The 16,225-nt window shown below is 68.5% G+C and carries 13 protein-coding genes; all 13 read left to right on the plus strand.

Features of this window, described 5'->3' with window-relative positions:
* Positions 1-179: 179 nt before the first annotated feature.
* The 13 genes from AC5WS7_RS18175 to AC5WS7_RS18235 all read left to right on the plus strand — a co-directional run bounded on the left by AC5WS7_RS18175 (position 180) and on the right by AC5WS7_RS18235 (position 16,101).
* The gene (locus AC5WS7_RS18175) at positions 180-1,715 is read left to right on the plus strand and encodes an AMP-binding protein (RefSeq protein WP_495955673.1); all 1,536 of its coding nucleotides are present in this window, start codon (positions 180-182) and stop codon (positions 1,713-1,715) included.
* A gap of 38 nt (positions 1,716-1,753) precedes the next feature.
* Positions 1,754-3,391, plus strand: coding sequence for an FAD-dependent oxidoreductase (locus AC5WS7_RS18180; RefSeq protein ID WP_495955674.1), 1,638 nt, complete (start codon positions 1,754-1,756; stop codon positions 3,389-3,391).
* 70 nt (positions 3,392-3,461) lie between these two features.
* The gene (locus AC5WS7_RS18185; protein WP_495955675.1) at positions 3,462-4,325 is read left to right on the plus strand and encodes an alpha/beta fold hydrolase; all 864 of its coding nucleotides are present in this window, start codon (positions 3,462-3,464) and stop codon (positions 4,323-4,325) included.
* A 347-nt stretch (positions 4,326-4,672) separates the two neighbouring features.
* Positions 4,673-6,313 (plus strand): bifunctional 3-(3-hydroxy-phenyl)propionate/3-hydroxycinnamic acid hydroxylase, encoded by a 1,641-nt coding sequence (locus AC5WS7_RS18190; protein WP_495955676.1) that lies wholly within the window; start codon positions 4,673-4,675, stop codon positions 6,311-6,313.
* On the plus strand, positions 6,270-7,241 hold the full coding sequence (locus AC5WS7_RS18195; protein ID WP_495955677.1) for a 3-carboxyethylcatechol 2,3-dioxygenase: 972 nt from the start codon (positions 6,270-6,272) through the stop codon (positions 7,239-7,241). Before AC5WS7_RS18190 ends, AC5WS7_RS18195 begins: the two co-directional genes overlap by 44 nt.
* 11 nt (positions 7,242-7,252) lie before the next feature.
* Positions 7,253-9,049: an FAD-binding protein gene (locus AC5WS7_RS18200; RefSeq protein ID WP_495955944.1), complete on the plus strand. Its 1,797-nt coding sequence runs from the start codon at positions 7,253-7,255 to the stop codon at positions 9,047-9,049.
* Positions 9,046-10,344, plus strand: a complete 1,299-nt coding sequence (locus tag AC5WS7_RS18205; protein ID WP_495955678.1) for an LLM class flavin-dependent oxidoreductase — start codon at positions 9,046-9,048, stop codon at positions 10,342-10,344. Before AC5WS7_RS18200 ends, AC5WS7_RS18205 begins: the two co-directional genes overlap by 4 nt.
* A 27-nt stretch (positions 10,345-10,371) precedes the next feature.
* A complete protein-coding gene (locus tag AC5WS7_RS18210; protein ID WP_495955679.1) occupies positions 10,372-11,193 on the plus strand; it encodes a coniferyl-alcohol dehydrogenase in 822 nt (273 codons plus the stop codon).
* Positions 11,193-12,188, plus strand: coding sequence for a cyclase family protein (locus tag AC5WS7_RS18215; protein ID WP_495955680.1), 996 nt, complete (start codon positions 11,193-11,195; stop codon positions 12,186-12,188). Before AC5WS7_RS18210 ends, AC5WS7_RS18215 begins: the two co-directional genes overlap by 1 nt.
* A gap of 21 nt (positions 12,189-12,209) precedes the next feature.
* A complete protein-coding gene (locus tag AC5WS7_RS18220) occupies positions 12,210-12,824 on the plus strand; it encodes an NADPH-dependent FMN reductase (RefSeq protein WP_495955681.1) in 615 nt (204 codons plus the stop codon).
* A complete protein-coding gene (locus AC5WS7_RS18225; RefSeq protein WP_495955682.1) occupies positions 12,821-14,005 on the plus strand; it encodes a 3,4-dihydroxy-2-butanone-4-phosphate synthase in 1,185 nt (394 codons plus the stop codon). The genes AC5WS7_RS18220 and AC5WS7_RS18225 overlap by 4 nt, the downstream gene beginning before the upstream one ends.
* A 280-nt stretch (positions 14,006-14,285) precedes the next feature.
* Positions 14,286-15,179: an alpha/beta fold hydrolase gene (locus AC5WS7_RS18230; protein WP_495955683.1), complete on the plus strand. Its 894-nt coding sequence runs from the start codon at positions 14,286-14,288 to the stop codon at positions 15,177-15,179.
* 55 nt (positions 15,180-15,234) lie between these two features.
* The gene (locus AC5WS7_RS18235) at positions 15,235-16,101 is read left to right on the plus strand and encodes an SDR family NAD(P)-dependent oxidoreductase (protein ID WP_495955684.1); all 867 of its coding nucleotides are present in this window, start codon (positions 15,235-15,237) and stop codon (positions 16,099-16,101) included.
* Positions 16,102-16,225: the final 124 nt, after the last annotated feature.

Consider the following 16,225-nt stretch of genomic DNA (forward strand, 5'->3'; position numbering starts at 1 on the left):
CAAGGTCCCGAAGATGGCGACCGGCAACGTAATCCGAGGGGCATTTTCAGGCTGAAGCGCCAACGTTTCGAGGGATTTCCGGGCATTTTCTGCGAAAGTGACCTTTGCATCTGACGAGAACGATATTCTCGTCGCCATCGAAGAGGGATGCTCCGACGGCCGAGCGAGGGAGAGCTGAGATGCGAACCATCCCCGAGGAATTGAGACGCCGCTACGAGCACGCGGGTTGGTGGCGCCCCGAGACGCTCGGCGATCTGTTGAGCCGCGGCCTGGCCGCCGCGCCCGAGGCCGAATTCCGGGTGCATTCCCAGGTCAGGCCGTGGTCCGGCACGCTGGGCGAGGTCGAACGCACCGCGCGGCGGCTCGCGGCCGGACTGCGCGCCCGCGGCGTGCGGCCCGGCGACGCGATCGCGTTCCAGCTGCCCAACTGGATGGAGGCCGCCGCGACCTTCTGGGCCGCATCCTTTCTCGGCGCGGTGGTGGTGCCGATCGTGCACTTCTACGGCGACCGCGAGGTCGCGCACATCCTGACCACGGTTCGCCCGGCGGCATACCTGACCGCGGAGCGCTTCGGCGCGCGCGCCTTCGATCCCGCACTGGCGGCGCAGGTTCCGGTGGTGGGCGTGGTCGGACGCGATTTCGACGCGCTACTGGCCGACGAGCCGATGACCGGCACGGTCGCGGTGGATCCCGCGGGTCCGGCGCTGATCGCCTTCACCTCCGGAACCACCAGCGCGCCGAAGGGCGTACTGCACAGTCACCAGACATTGGGTTGTGAGGCAAGGCAATTGGCCGAGCAGAACGCTCTTGACGACGGAGATCAGCTCACCGCTACCCCGGTGGGCCACTTCATCGGCATGCTCGGCGCGTTCCTGCTGCCGGTGCTGAGCGGCAAGGCGATTCATCTGCTGGATGTTTGGGAACCGGGTCACGCGCTGGCGCTGATGAGTGAATACGGACTGTCGGTCGGCGGTGGTCCGCCCTATTTCGTCACCAGTCTGCTCGATCATCCGGACTTCACGCCCGCTCATCTCGATCACGTCCGGTATGTCGGCCTGGGCGGTTCGGCGGTTCCGGCGGCGGTCACGCGCCGGCTCGCCGATCTGGGGCTGATCGCCTTCCGTGCCTACGGCAGCACCGAACATCCCTCGATCACCGCATCCCGTTACGCCGCACCGGAATTCGAGCGGCTGTGCACCGACGGGCGGCCGCTTCCCGGCGTGGAGATCCGCTTGGCCGACGACGGCGAAATCCTCAGTCGCGGACCGGATCTGTGCCTGGGCTACACCGATCGGGAGCTGACCGAGCAGGTGTTCGACGCCGACGGCTGGTACCACACCGGCGATATCGGCGTACTGCATCCGGACGGTCATCTGACGATCACCGATCGCAAATCCGACGTCATCATCCGCGGTGGCGAGAACGTCAGCGCGGTGGAGGTGGAGGAGGTGCTGGCCGCGCTGCCCGCGGTGGCCGAGGCCGTCGTGGTGGCCGTCCCGGACCAGCGGCTCGGCGAGACCGTCGGCGCGGTGCTGCGGATCCGGCCCGGTTGTGTCATGCCCTCGGTCCAGGCCGTGCGCAGGCATTTCCAGGCCGCCGGCGTCGCACTGCAGAAGTGGCCCGAGCGGCTGTTCGAGGTCGCGGACTACCCGCGGACGCCGAGCGGCAAGGTGCGCAAGCGGCTGATCCGGCAGCAGATTGCCACATCCAACTGACGAGAATATGATTCTTCACATTCGCAAATGGAGGTCTCATGGCTAGTCGTGCAATCGACGACGGCACATCCGAATCCGAGGTCGACGTCGTCGTACTGGGCAGTGGCGCGTCCGGTCTGACCGCCGCGTTGACCGCCGCGGCCCACGGCGCCTCGGTGGCGATCGTGGAGAAGGCCGTTACCGTCGGAGGGACCAGCGCGGTTTCCGGTGGCATCGCGTGGATTCCGGCCCACGACCGATCTCCGGACGGGCCGCTGAGCGTCGAGGACGCGCTGCGCTATCTGCATGCCCAGTCGCTGAATTCGATGGACGACGAGTTGGTGGAGACCTTCGTGCGCACCGGCGCCCGGATGGTCGAATTCGTCGAGAAGCACAGCGGCCTGCGCTTCGAGATCGCCGACGGTTTCCCGGATTACAAGCCCGAGTTGCCCGGGGGGCGGCCCGGCGGCGGGCGTTCGCTGAGTCCGGTCGCCTTCGACCGGTCCCGGCTGGGGGAGTGGCGCGATCGGATCACCGCCTTCCCGGAGGATTGGAGCAACGTCGGCTTCGACGCGGAGACCCGGGCGCGCTTGCACGCCGGAACCGATACCGAGTCCACGGATCTGGTCGTCGCCGGGGCCGCGCTGGTCGCCGGGCTGCTGTTCGGCGTGCTCGAGGCCGGAATCGTGCCGCGCACGAAAGCCCGTGCGGTGGAACTGCTTTCGGAAGGGCGGACGATCACCGGGGTGCGGATCGAAACGCCCGGAGGCGAGTCGATTCTGCGGGGCCGCAAGGGTGTGGTGCTGGCGACCGGCGGTTTCGAATGGGACCCGGGACTCGTCCGCGCCTATCTGCGCGGCCCGATGTCGGGCCCGGTCTCCCCGCCCAACAACACCGGTGACGGCCTGCGCATGGCGATGGCACACGGCGCGGACCTGGGCACCATGAGCGAGGCGTGGTGGGTTCCGGTCGTGCAGATCCCGGGTGACACCATCGAGGGCAAACCGCGCAGCCGCAGTGTGCGGCTCGAGCGCACCCGGCCGCGCAGCATCATGGTCAACCGCGCCGGGCGGCGGTTCGTGAACGAGGCCTCGGAGTACAACTCGATGGCCGGTGCGTTCCACTACCTCGATCCCAAGGGCGGCTACGTCAACGATCCGGGCTGGATCGTGTTCGACGCCGAACATCTGCGCAGGTACGGCTTCCTGGGCGTCGCACCCGGCGAGCCGGTGCCCGAATGGTTCTGTGAATCCAGGGATTTCGACGAACTGGGCGCGAAGACCGGCATCGACCCACAACGCCTGGCCGCGACGGTCGAGACCTGGAACCGCAATGTCGCCGCCGGCGTCGATCCCGATTTCGGCCGCGGGTCGAGCGCGTACGACGGCTGGTGGGGCGATGAGAACGCGACCACGGCCGCGGGCCGCACCCTCGGCCCGATCGATAACGCGCCCTACTACGCGGTGCCGATCACGGTCGGCGCGATGGGCACCAAGGGCGGGCCGCGCACCGATCGCGACGGGCGGGTGCTGCACGTGGACGGCGAGGTCATCCCGGGCCTGTTCGCGGTCGGCAACGCGATGGCGGGCGTCACCGGCCGGGCCTACGGCGGTGCGGGCGGAACCATCGGCCCCGGCATGGTGTTCGGCTTCCGGGCCGGGCACGCCGCCGCGACCGGAACGTCAGCGGACGTCTGAACAGCGAAAACATCTATCGCGCCCGATCGAGCCGACGGGACGGGCAGGTGCGGATCATGGAGGTTACGAGTTGTCGGAGTACGAGAGCATCTGGAGCGATCTCCAGGGCGTCGCGTTCGCCCAGGGGTATCTGGACGTCGGCGGTGTGCGCACCCGCTACCTGCACGCGGGCGACCGCGACAAACCGGCGCTGGTGCTGCTACACGGATCCGGCGGACATGTCGAGGCATACTCCCGGAACCTCGAGGCGCATGCCGAGCACTTCTCCACCTGGGTGATCGATATGCTCGGGCACGGCTACACCGCCCGGCCGGGCCACCCGCTCGAGGTGAAACACTATGTGGCGCACCTGATCGCGTTCCTCGACGCGGTCGGCGTCGAGCGGGCGCACATCAGCGGTGAATCGCTCGGCGGCTGGGTGGCCACGCGCACCGCGATCGATCATCCCGATCGCGTCGACCGGCTGGTGCTCAACACCGCCGGGGGATCCCAGGCCGACCCCGAGGTGATGCAGCGCATCGTCACCCTGTCCATGGCCGCGGTCTCCGATCCGACCTGGGAAACCGTGCAGGCCCGGATCCGCTGGCTGATGGCCGACAAGACCAAGGATTACGACGACGTCGTCGCGAGCCGCCAGCGCATCTACCGCCGGCCCGGATTCGTCGCGGCGATGAAAGACATCATGGCGCTGCAGGATCCGCAGATCCGGCAGCGAAATCTGGTGTCCCCCGAGGACTACGGCCGGATCACCGCGCCGACTCTGGTGCTGTGGACCAGTGACGACCCCACCGCCGACGTCGCCGAGGGCCGCCGCATCGCCTCGATGATCCCGGGCGCGCGCTTCGAGGTGCTGCCCGACTGCGGGCACTGGCCGCAGTACGAGGACCCGAAGAGTTTCAACGCGCTGCACATCGACTTCCTGCTGGGCGGCTGAGCGTGAGTGAGCCGAGCGATTCCGTACCGGCCGGTGCTGGGGACGGCGATTCCGGACCCGGCGGGCCGGACCTGGGTGAGGCAGGGCTGGGCAGTGGAAACACGCTCGGCCCGAATGGATCCGAGCAGGGCGGTGCGGATCCGGGAGACGTGCGCAAAGGTGAGCGCGGCGCGAACGGGCCCGATAAGGGCAGTGCGGGGCCGGGGGCGGCCGGAAAGAGGCATCCCGGCCCGAATGGCTACGAGCAGAGCGGTTCTGGCCCGGACGACTCCGCGGACCAGGGCTCCGGAACGACTGGATCGACGCAGATCCCTGCATCGCCAGCACATTCCGGGTCTACCATCGACATGGACGTGGTGGTCGTCGGCGCGGGCCCGGTCGGGTTGACGCTGGCGAACATCCTGGGCGGGTACGGGGTTCGCACCACCGTGGTCGAGGAGCGTCCCACGCTGATCGACTATCCGCGCGGGGTCGGGCTGGACGACGAATCGCTGCGCACCTTCCAGTCCATCGGCCTGATCGAGCAGATCCTGCCGCACACCACGCCGAATCAGTTCATGCGCTTCGTCGACGGCAGACGGCGACTGCTCGCCGAAATCGCCCCCACCGACGCGCAATTCGGCTGGCCCAAGCGCAACGGCTTCGTGCAGCCGCTGGTGGATGCCGAACTGCTGGCCGGGTTGTCCCGGTACCCGCACGTCGAGGTGCGCTGGGGTGCGGGGATGAGTTCGGCGACCGATTCGGGTGATCGGGTCAGCGTCGAACTCGCCACGGCCACAGGCACTTGCACCGTCACCGCCCGCTATCTGATCGGCTGTGACGGCGGGCGCAGTGCGACGCGCCGGCAGATGGGCGTCTCCTTCGAGGGCACGACCTCACCGACTCGCTGGCTGGTGGTCGACCTGGCGACCGATCCGCTGGGCCATCCGAACCTCGAGGTGGCCGCCGACCCGGCCCGGCCGAACGTGTCGGTATCGATCGCGCACGGCATCCGGCGCTTCGAATTCATGATCCACGACGACGAATCCGATGAGCTGGCCGAGGATCCCGCCTTCGCGCAGCGGCTGATCGCGCCGTTCGTCCCGCATCCCGACCGGCTCGAGGTCATCCGGCGGCGGGTGTACACGCACCACTCGCGGATCGCGGGTTCGTTCCGCAAGGGCCGCATGTTCCTGGCCGGTGACGCCGCGCATCTGATGCCGGTATGGCAGGGGCAGGGCTACAACAGCGGTATCCGGGACGCGGCCAATCTCGGCTGGAAACTCGCCGCGGTGGTGACCGGCAAGGCCGGGGACGGTCTGCTCGACAGTTACGACCTCGAACGCCGCAAACACGCGCGGGCGATGATCGACCTGTCCACCATGGTCGGCAAGGTGATCTCGCCGACCGACCGCAAGGTCGCCGCGGTGCGCGATGTGCTGGTCCGCGCCGCGGCCGCGGTCCCGCCGGTGCGCCGCTACGTGCTGGGCATGCGGTTCAAGCCGATGCCGAAGTACGAACGCGGCGCGGTCGTGCACACCTGGTCGCGCACACCGAAATCCGCGGTGGGCACATTGTTCATCCAGCCCCGGGTGGACACCCGCGAGCGGTCGAATGTGCTGCTGGACGACGTGATCGGCCCCTGGTTCGCGGTGCTGTGCTGGAACAACGCGCCGCGCCGGGTGCTCGGCGACGCGGCGTTCGAACAGTGGAAAGCGTTGGGCGCCGGCTTCTTCGAGATCCTGCCGGTGAACCAGTTGCACTGGACCGGCCACGACGATCCGGACGTCACGGTGCTCGCCGATCGCGGCGGCGCGCTGAAGAAATGGTTCGACGGACAACAGGATTCGGTGTTGTTCCTGCGCCCGGACCGCTGCATCGCCGGCGCGACCATCGCCCAGCTCGCACCGGAGCTGAGCGCGGATCTGCTGCGCACCCTCACCGCCGTGCCGGAAGGAGGACACCATGCCGCTGGCCCTGTGCTGCGTCTCGCACAGCCCTCTACTTGACCTGCCCGGCCCCGAACGCGAACTGCTCGACGATATCGGCGCGGCCCTGAACCGGGCCGCGGAGTTCGTCCGCGAATTCGATCCCGAACTGGTCGTGACGTTCTCCCCGGATCACTACAACGGGTTCTTCTACAAGCTCATGCCCCCGTTCTGCGTCGGCGCGGCGGCCTCGGGCGTCGGCGATTACGGCACCCATTCCGGACCGCTGGACGTGCCCGCGGACCTGGCCCGCGAGCTGGCCGAATCGGTACTGGACTCGGGCGTGGACGTCGCGCTGTCGATGACGATGGAGGTCGACCACGGCACCGTGCAGCCGTTGCAGCGGCTGCTGGGTTCGGCCACCGCGCGGCCGGTGATCCCGATCTTCGTCAATTCGGTCGCGGTACCGCTCGGACCGCTGCGCCGGGCCGCCGCGCTGGGCGCGGCGGTCGGCGATTACCTCGAGGGCCTGGGCAAAAGGGTGCTCGTGGTGGGCTCGGGCGGGCTGTCCCACGATCCGCCGATGCCCGCGCTGGCGACCGCGACCGGTCCCGCACGTGAGCGAATTCTGCACGGCGGCACCATGTCCGGGCAGCAGCGCGCCGCGCGGCAGGACCAGGTGATCGCGGTGGCACGCGAATTCGCCTGCGGGAGCGGGCAGTTGCGCGCACTCAACCCCGACTGGGACCGCCGGGTGCTCGCCGCGCTCGACGACGGACGGCTGGACGAGTTCGAGGACTGGTCCAATCGGTGGATCACCGACGTGGCGGGCAATTCCGCGCACGAGGTGCGCACCTGGGTCGCCGCCTTCGGCGCGCTGGCGAGCGCGGGCCGCTACCGGACCATCGAGCGCTACTACCGGCCCGCCCCCGCGCTCATCGCAGGGTTCGCCGTGCGCACCGCGCTCCCACAGCGCGATCTCGATTCGACCAGCAGGAGGCAGCCGTGACAGCAGAGAACATCGGCACCGGCACGCCGGAAAACGGTGCCGCACACCAGGATGACGCCTTCGACCGCACCGTCGACGTTCTGGTGGTCGGCTCCGGCGGCGGCGGTATGACCGCGGCTCTGGCCGCGCAGGCGGCGGGACTGCGCACGCTGATCGTGGAGAAGTCCGCGCACTACGGCGGGTCCACCGCGCTGTCCGGCGGCGGTATCTGGGTGCCCAACGCTCCCGCGCAGGTACGCGACGGCTACAGTCCCGACCCCGAGGGCGTGGTCGAGTACCTGCGCACCATCACCCAGGGGCTGGTCACCGAGGAGCGGTTGCGGGCCTACGTGGAGCGCGCGCCGGAGATGATGGCCTTCCTCGAGCGCAGCAGCGATTGGCTCGAATTCGTCTGGAAGCCCGGCTATGCCGACTACTACCCGGAACTTCCCGGCGGGTCGGGCGAGGGCAGCACCATCAACGTCCCGCCGATAGATCTGCGCGAGCTCGGCCCCGACGAGGAACGGCTGCTGCATCCGCTGGCCCTGGCGCCGAAGGGAATCTGGCTGGGCCCCAAGGATCTTCGGCTGTTCTATCAGGTCCGGCAGAACTGGCGGGGCAAGGCGGTACTGGTCAAGCTGGTGTGGCGGATGTTCCGCGCCAGGGTGTTCGGCGACCGCATCGCCGCAATCGGCCAGTCGCTGATCGCCCGGATGCGCCTGGCGCTGCGCGAACACGATGTGCCGCTGTGGCTCGAGGCCCCGATGACCTCGCTGATCACCGGCCCGGCCGGCGAGGTGCTCGGTGCGGTCGTCGAGAAGGACGGCCACGAACTGCGGGTGCGCGCCGAGGGCGGGGTCATCCTGGCCACCGGCGGCTTCGAACACGACATGGTGTGGCGCAAGGAATTGTGCCCGGAAGTGGACCAGGACTGGAGTTTCGGCAATCCGGCCTCGATGGGCGACGGGATTCGCGCGGGTCAGCAGGTCGGCGCGGATACCGATCTGCTGGACGAGGCGTGGTGGTTCCCGTCCATCCAATGGCCCGACGGCCGAATGCAATTCATGCTCAACGAGCGGATGATGCCCGCGCAGTTCATCGTCAACGGCGCGGGCAAGCGGTACATCAACGAGGCCGCGCCCTATATGGACTTCGGCCACGCGATGATCGAGGGGCAGCGATCGGGCGTCACGCACATCCCGAGCTGGCTGATCACCGATGCGCGCTCCTGGCACCGGTACGTCGTCGCCGGCCATCTGCCCATCCCGAAGGTCCCGTTCGCGCCGGTGCCCACCGGCTGGAAGATGCCGCGGGCCTGGCTGGACTCGGGTGTGGTGAAGCAGGCGAACTCGTGGGCGGAGCTCGCCGCGAAGATCGACGTGCCCGCGGACCAATTGGCCGCTACCGCAGAGCGTTTCAACGAACTCGCACGCAAGGGCCACGACGACGACTTCCAGCGCGGGGACAGCGTCTACGACAACTACTACGGCGACCCCACGCTGCCCAACCCCAACCTCTACCCGCTGGGCAAGCCGCCGTACTACGCCTTCCGGATGGTCCCGGGCGATCTGGGCACCTCCGGAGGTCTGCGCACCGACGAGTTCGCCCGGGTGCTGCGGGCGGACGGGACGGTCGTGACCGGTCTGTACGCGACCGGGAATACGACCGCGGCGGTGATGGGCCGCAGCTATGCCGGAGCCGGAGCCACCATCGGCCCCGCGATGACCTTCGGATACATAGCGGCCCAGCACATTTCGGGGAGAGACCGAGCCGGCGACAGCGGTTCGGCACAGCTGACGACCACCGATTCCGATGGAGGAAGTAAATGAAGATATCCCTGTTCTACGAATTCGCGCTGCCGCGGCCGTGGGTTCCCGACGACGAGCGGCAGATGTTCCAGGACGGGCTGGACGAGGTGGAGGCCGCCGACAAGGCCGGTTTCTCCACCGTCTGGCTGACCGAGCACCACTTCCTCGAGGAGTACTGCCACTCCACCGCGCCCGAGATGTTCCTGGCCGCGGCGAGCCAGCGCACCAAGGACATTCGGCTCGGTTTCGGCGTCATGCACCTGCCGCCCGCGATCAACCACCCGGCCCGCGTGGCCGAGCGGGTGTCCACGCTCGACCTGATCTCCAACGGACGGGTCGAGTTCGGCACCGGCGAATCGTCGTCGGTGGGTGAGCTGGGCGGATTCAACATCGACCCCGCCGATAAGCGCGGCCAGTGGGAGGAGGCGCTGGACGTCGCCATCCGCTGCATGATCGAGGAGCCGTTCACCGGCTTCAAGGGCAACCACATCGAGATGCCCCCGCGCAACGTCGTGCCCAAGCCCGCGCAGCGCCCGCATCCGCCGGTGTGGGTGGCCTGTACCCGCCCGTCCTCGGTGCAGATGGCGGCCCAGAAGGGTATCGGCGCACTGAGTTTCGCGTACACCGGCCCCGGGCCGCTGGCCGAGCGCGTGCGCGGCTACTACCAGGAGTTCGAGGACAAGGCCGAGCCGACCGTCCCGATCCTGAACCCGAACATCCTGGCCATCGGCGGCGATCTGTCGATGATGGTCGCCCCGACCGACGAGCAGGCCCTGCAGCGCCTGGGCGTCGGCGGCGGGTTCTTCTCCTTCGGCATCATGCACTACTACATGACCGGCCAGCACACCCCCGGCCGCACCGGCGTGTGGGACCGCTACCTGGAGGCGGTCCAGGAGGACGAGACCCTCGCCTACGGTCCGGGCCGCGGTGCGATCGGCTCGCCGGACACCGTGCGCGAATTCCTGCGCGGCTACGAGGAGAGCGGGGTCGACGAGATCATCCTGCTGCTGAACCCGCGCAGTCACGAGGGAACCATGGAGTCCATCGAACTGATGGGCAAGCACGTGCTGCCGGAATTCATCGAGCGCGACGAGAAGCAGGTCGCGGCCAAGGCCAAGCGGCTCGAGCCGATCATCGAGAAGGTGGAATCGCGCCGAAAGCCGCTGGCGTCACCGGAATTCGACGAGAGCTACGCCTTCGGCGGGCTGCCCACCGGCCGCGGCGGCAAGTTCACCGCGAGTGAGATTCCCGAGGCGATGGCCGAGATCAACGAGGGCCGGGTGCAGGCCGCCCAGCGCGCCAAGGAAGAGCAGTAGCCGCACGGCGAAGACGAGGTATCCGAGATGGGACGAACAGAGCAGCTGTGGCGGTACGACGGGCGCCGGGTCGTGGTGACCGGGTGTTCCTCGGGCATCGGCGCGTGCGTGGCCGGGCAGGTCCGCGACCTCGGCGGCACGGTCATCGGCCTGGACCTGGCCGAGCCGTCCGGTGAACTCGACGAGTTCCACCGGGTGGACATGGCCGATGCCGCGTCCATCGACCACGCGGTCGACGCGATCGGGGATTCGGTCGACGCGCTGTTCAACGTCGCCGGGGTCTCCTCGGGTATCGGCGATCCGATCAAGGTCGTCACCATCAATTTCCTGGGTCTGCGCCACTTCACCGAGGCGCTGGCGGCGGGAATGGGCCCGGACTCGACGATCGTGAGCGTGTCCTCGCTCGCCGCGTCCGGGTACCTCGACCACCGCGAGCAGTCCGACGGACTGCTCGCGACCACCGGCATCGATGACGGGATCGCTTGGTGCACAGGTAATCCCGACGCGATAGCCGACGGCGGATACCGGTTGTCCAAGGAAGCGATCATCTACTACACGATGCGCAACGCCGTACCCCTCGGGGCGCGAGGCATCCGGATCAACTGCACCGGGCCGGGGGTCACCGAGACCCCGATCCTGGACCAGCTGCGCTCTGCGTACGGTCCGCAGTATCTCGACACCATCCCCAAACCGCTCGGCCGCGTCTGCGAGCCGGCCGAGCAGGCGGCCGTCCTGGTGTTCCTCAACAGCCAGGCCGCCAGCTATGTGCACGGCCAGGTGCTGTGGGTGGACGGCGGCAATGTGGCCGCGCGAATCGCGGGCGCATCCACCACAGAAGGAGAGGCATAGTGGCCACCCTGACCGAATTCCGGCGCGTCGCCGAACAAGTGCGCAACTGGGGCCGCTGGGGCGCGGCCGACGAACTCGGCACGCTCAACTTCATCACCCCGGACAAGATCGCCGAGGCGGCGAAGCTGGTGCGGCACGGGCGGGTGTTCCCGCTCGGGGTCGACTTCGACTCCTCGGGTCCGCAGGGGGCGTTCAAGTTCCGGCAGAACCCGGTGCACGTGATGACCGTCGACGGCGGCGACGCCCGCACGATGGCCGAGTACGGACCGCAGTGGGCGCGTAACGGATTCGGTCAGGAGTTCGGCGGTTTCTTTGCCGGAGAAGACAATCCGTTCCGGTTCAACGACGACATGATCGTCATGCCGTTGCAGGCGGCCACCCAGTGGGACGCGCTGTCGCACGTCTACTACGACGACAAGCTGTACAACGGTTTCCCGGCCGATTCGGTGACCAGCGCCGGCGCGTTCCACTGCGGTATCGACAAGGTCGACGGCAAGGGCATCACCACGCGCGGCGTGCTGCTGGATCTGGTCCGGCATCGCGGCGCGGACGTCTTCCTCGAGCCCGGAAACCCCATCACCCCGGACGAATTGGACGAGGTGGCCAAGGCCCAGGGCGTCGAGATCGGGCGCGGTGACATCGTGCTCGTGCGCACCGGCTGGTGGTCCCGGTTCCAGGAGACAGGTGACGGCGCGGAGCCGTATTCGGGCCTGGACTGGATGTGCGCCAAGTGGCTGCACGAGCGTGAGGTCGCGGCCGTGGCCGCGGACAACCTGATGGTCGAGGACGTGGTGTCCGGCGTCGAGGGCACCTTCCTGCCGATGCACATGCTCTGCCTGCGCGATATCGGCATGATGCTCGGCGAGTACTGGGACCTCACCGCGCTCGCGCAGGACTGCGCCGCCGACGGCGTCTACGAATTCCAGCTCGTCGCACCGCCTTTGCGGGTGGTCGGCGCGGTCGGCTCCCCGATCAACCCCATCGCGATCAAGTAGGGAAACCAGGAGGGTTTCGAGATGACCGCAAGTACGACCAGTGCGATTCCCGCGATCGCGGATCAGGACGGACGCCGGTTCGTCGTCGGGCTCGGCGGGACGTTGCGCGCGGGCTCGTCGACCGAGCGGGCACTGCGGCACTGCCTCGCGGCCGTCGAGCGCCAGGGCGGGCGCACCGCGTTGTTCTGCGGTGCGGATATCAATCTGCCCATGTACAACCCGCACGATCCGGCGCGCACGCCGCAGGCGGTCGCGCTGATCGAGGCGTTGCGGCGCGCGGACGCGGTGGTGATCGGCTCGCCCGGCTACCACGGCGGCATCTCCGGACTGGTGAAGAACGCCCTGGACTACATCGAGGACCTGCGCGGCGATCCGACGGTGTATCTGGACAACAAACCGTTGGGCTGCATCACCTGTGCCTACGGCTGGCAGGCCGCGGTGGGCACGCTGGGGCAGCTGCGGGCGATCGGGCACGCGCTGCGCGCGTGGCCGACTCCGCTCGGCGTGTCGATCAATTCGGCCGACCCGATCTGGGATGCGGACGGGAATCTGTCCGACGACACCGTCGCAGCGCAGCTGGAACTGCTCGCGACCCAGGTGCTCACCTGCGCCCCGGCGGGCGGTGTGCGAGGGTGAGTGCCCGGACACCGGATCCGGCCGCGGTGCGCGCGGCGATCACCGCGCTGCGCCGCGGTCGAATGGTGTTGCTGGTCAGCGAGATCGACGGCGGGTATCGCGGTGATCTGGTGCTCGCGGCCGAGCGCGCGACGGCCGAGTCGGTCAATCTGCTGAGCGGTATCGGGCGCGGGCTGGTCCATGTCGCCATGCGGTCGGCGGAGCTGGATCGGCTGGAGATACCGCCCGCCGATCCTTGCGCGACCGATCGGGTCCGGAATCGGTTCCGGGTGCCGGTCGGCCCGGTGGGCTCGGCCGCGGCCGGGGTCTACGCCTCACAACGCGCGAAAACCATTCGCGCTCTGGCTGATCCGTCGAGTACCGCGCGCGAGTTCAGTCGGCTCGGACATGTGTTCCCGCTCGGCTGCGCCGAGCAAGGCGTACTGGACGCACCCGCGCCGCCCGAGGCCGCGATGGATCTGGCCGGGCAGGCGGGTATGTCGCCCGCGGGCGTGCTGTGTGAGGTCTGCGGGGCCGACGGGGAAGCGGCCCGGCTCGCCGAACTGCTCGAACTCGGTGCGGCGCATGGGCTGCCGGTGGTTTCGATCGAGGATCTGGTGGACTACCGGTGGCGTGCATTGTGCCGGGTGGAACGGCGTGGCGTGGCACGAATCCCGTTGCCGGTCGGTGAGTTTCGCGCGGTCGGATACAGCGACGGACTGGGCCGCGACCATATCGCGTTCGTTCACGGCCGGCCCCGGACCGATCACGTACCGCTGGTGCGGGTGCACGTGGAGTGCCTGTTCGGCGATACGCTGGGTTCGCTGTTCTGCGACTGCGGCGCGAGATTCGAGCGTGCGCTGGAGCTGATCGCCCGCGCGGGTCACGGGGTGCTCGTCTACGTGCATTCGCACGACGCCGTGCTGCGCGGCCTGCCCGCCTCGTCCGCAGGAGAAAGCCGGACTGCCGCAACGCATCCGGTGGACCGGGCCGACCTACTCTCCGCGTTCGAGATCCTGGACGACCTGGGCCTGCACGAGATCCGCCTTCTCACCGCCCCGGACGAGGACCACTTCATCCCCGATCAGGTCCGCATCCTCGACCGGATCGCACTGACCGAGGATGTCGGCGAGGTATGCGCCCGGCCGATGTTCCGGCCGGACGCCGCGGCAGTCGCAGATCCCATGGGAAAGGTCTCGTGATGAGCCGATACAGTGCGCAGCTTCGCGTCCCCGAGATCAGGATGGCGCCCGAGAACGACCGAAAACGTCCACGCCGCAGGTTCGATGGTGCCGGGCTGCGGCGATGCGGTGCGGGCGGGCAAATGCTCTCGATGAGAGAGAACCGCGTGCCGGCGTGGTCTCCCGGGGAGTGGAACGCACATGGGTGCCACCGAGAACATCTGTGGCACAGGGATTGTGCTGATCGCGTACGCGGTCGGCGTGTGAGTGCCGTGGGGCCGGTAGCAGAAGGGGATCGTCGATGAGCCGGGAGTCGTCGGTAGGGCGGCAGGCAGTCGGGGCACAGCGTAGAACCTTGATCGCGGACGGCTTGGTGACCAGCTACCTGGAAGCCGGCACCGGCGAGCCGGTGGTGCTGCTGCACGGCGGCGAATTCGGCGCGGGCGCCGAAATCGGCTGGGAACACACCATCGACGCGCTCGCACAACGCTATCGCGTGTTGGCCCCGGACATGCTGGGGTTCGGCGAGTCGGCCAAGGTCGTCGACTTCACCGACGGCCGGGGTCTGCGAATCCGGCACATCGCACGGTTTCTCGCGCTGCTGGGCGTGGAATCGGCGCATTTCGTGGGTAATTCGATGGGTGCGGTGAACATGTTCGCCGACGCCACCTCGGCCACCCCGCGTCTGCCGATGCGCAGTATGGTCGCAATCTGCGGCGGCGGGGAGATCCAGAGCAACGAGCACATGCGCGCGCTCTACGACTACGACGCCACGCCGGAAGCAATGCGGCGCATCCTCACCGCGCTGTTCCATTCGGACAAGTATCCGGCCGACGAGGAGTATGTGCGCAGGCGGTACGAGGCCAGTATCGCGCCCGGGGCGTGGGAAGCGTTGGCGGCGGCCAGGTTTCGCCGCCCGGGTGCCGACGCGCCGCCCACGCCATCGAGTCGCCGTGCATACGAACGCATCTCGATCCCCGTCCTGGTGGTCGAGGGCGGTTGCGACAAGCTGCTGCCGCGCGGCTGGGCCGCCGAGATCGCCGCGCAGCTCGCGGACGCGCGACACGCGGTTGTCCCGGAGGCCGGGCACTGCCCGCAGATCGAGCAGCCCGAGGCGGTCAACGAGCTGTTGCTGACCTTCCTGGACGAGCAATCCCGCACCACCACCGAGTGTGACCGGCCCGCGCGGGCCTGATCACCGCAGACCGTGAGTTCAGCTGCGGCCGAACCAAATCGAAAGGATCTCGAGCATGATCGACGAACTGGCCGGAAAGGTCGCCGTCGTCACCGGCGGAGCCTCCGGAATCGGCCGCGCGACCGTGACGAAACTGGTCGCCGAGGGCGCGAAGGTGGTCATGGGCGACCTGGACCCCGAGCGCGGTGCGGAGGCGATCGCCGAACACGGCGACGCGGCGGTCTTCCTGCAGACCGACGTCTCCGACCCGGCGCAGGTAGAGCGGCTGGTCGATCATGCGGTGGCGACGTTCGGCGGGCTGCATGTGATGTGCAACAACGCGGGAATTCCGGGAAAGATGCATCCGAGCCTGCTGCTGGACGATCTCGGCGATTTCCACCGGGTGCTCGGGGTGAATCTGCTGGGCGTCATGGCGGGCACCAAATTCGCCGCGCGGCATATGGCCGAGCACGGCGGCGGGTCGATCATCAACGTCTCCTCGGTCGGCGGCGTGCTCGCCGGCGGGGGAGTGCAGACCTATCGCGCGTCCAAGGCCGCGGTGATCCACTTCACCAAATCGGCCGCGATCGAGTTGGCGCAGTACGACATTCGGGTCAACTGCCTCGCGCCCGGCAATATCCCGACCCCGCTGCTGACCACCTCGGCCGCCGGGATGCCGCCGGACAAGGTGGAGCGATTCGCCAAGGCGGTGCGCGCGTCGATGAACAGCGACCGGCCGTTGCCACGCGAGGGCGAGCCCGAACATGTCGCGGACGCGGTGGTGTACCTGGCCGGTGACCGGTCGGTGTACGTCACCGGCACCGTGCTGGCGATCGATGGCGGCACGACCGCCGGTAAGCCGCTCAAGCCGCGCAAGAAACCCGAGGAGAGCAAGCCCGCCGAACCGGATCCGGCCGGACAGCCGGTCGCGTCGCAGAACTGAGCTGCGGCGGACCCGTGTTTTTAAGTCAATCAGTTGACTTAAGCCCCTGTGAGGCGTTGACTGGAGGTAATCCCGTGATCGGAATCGAGAATGTGATTCTGCCGCGTTCGCTGAGCCGGGGTCG

It is taken from the genome of Nocardia sp. PLKS1-43 (genome assembly GCF_059510335.1).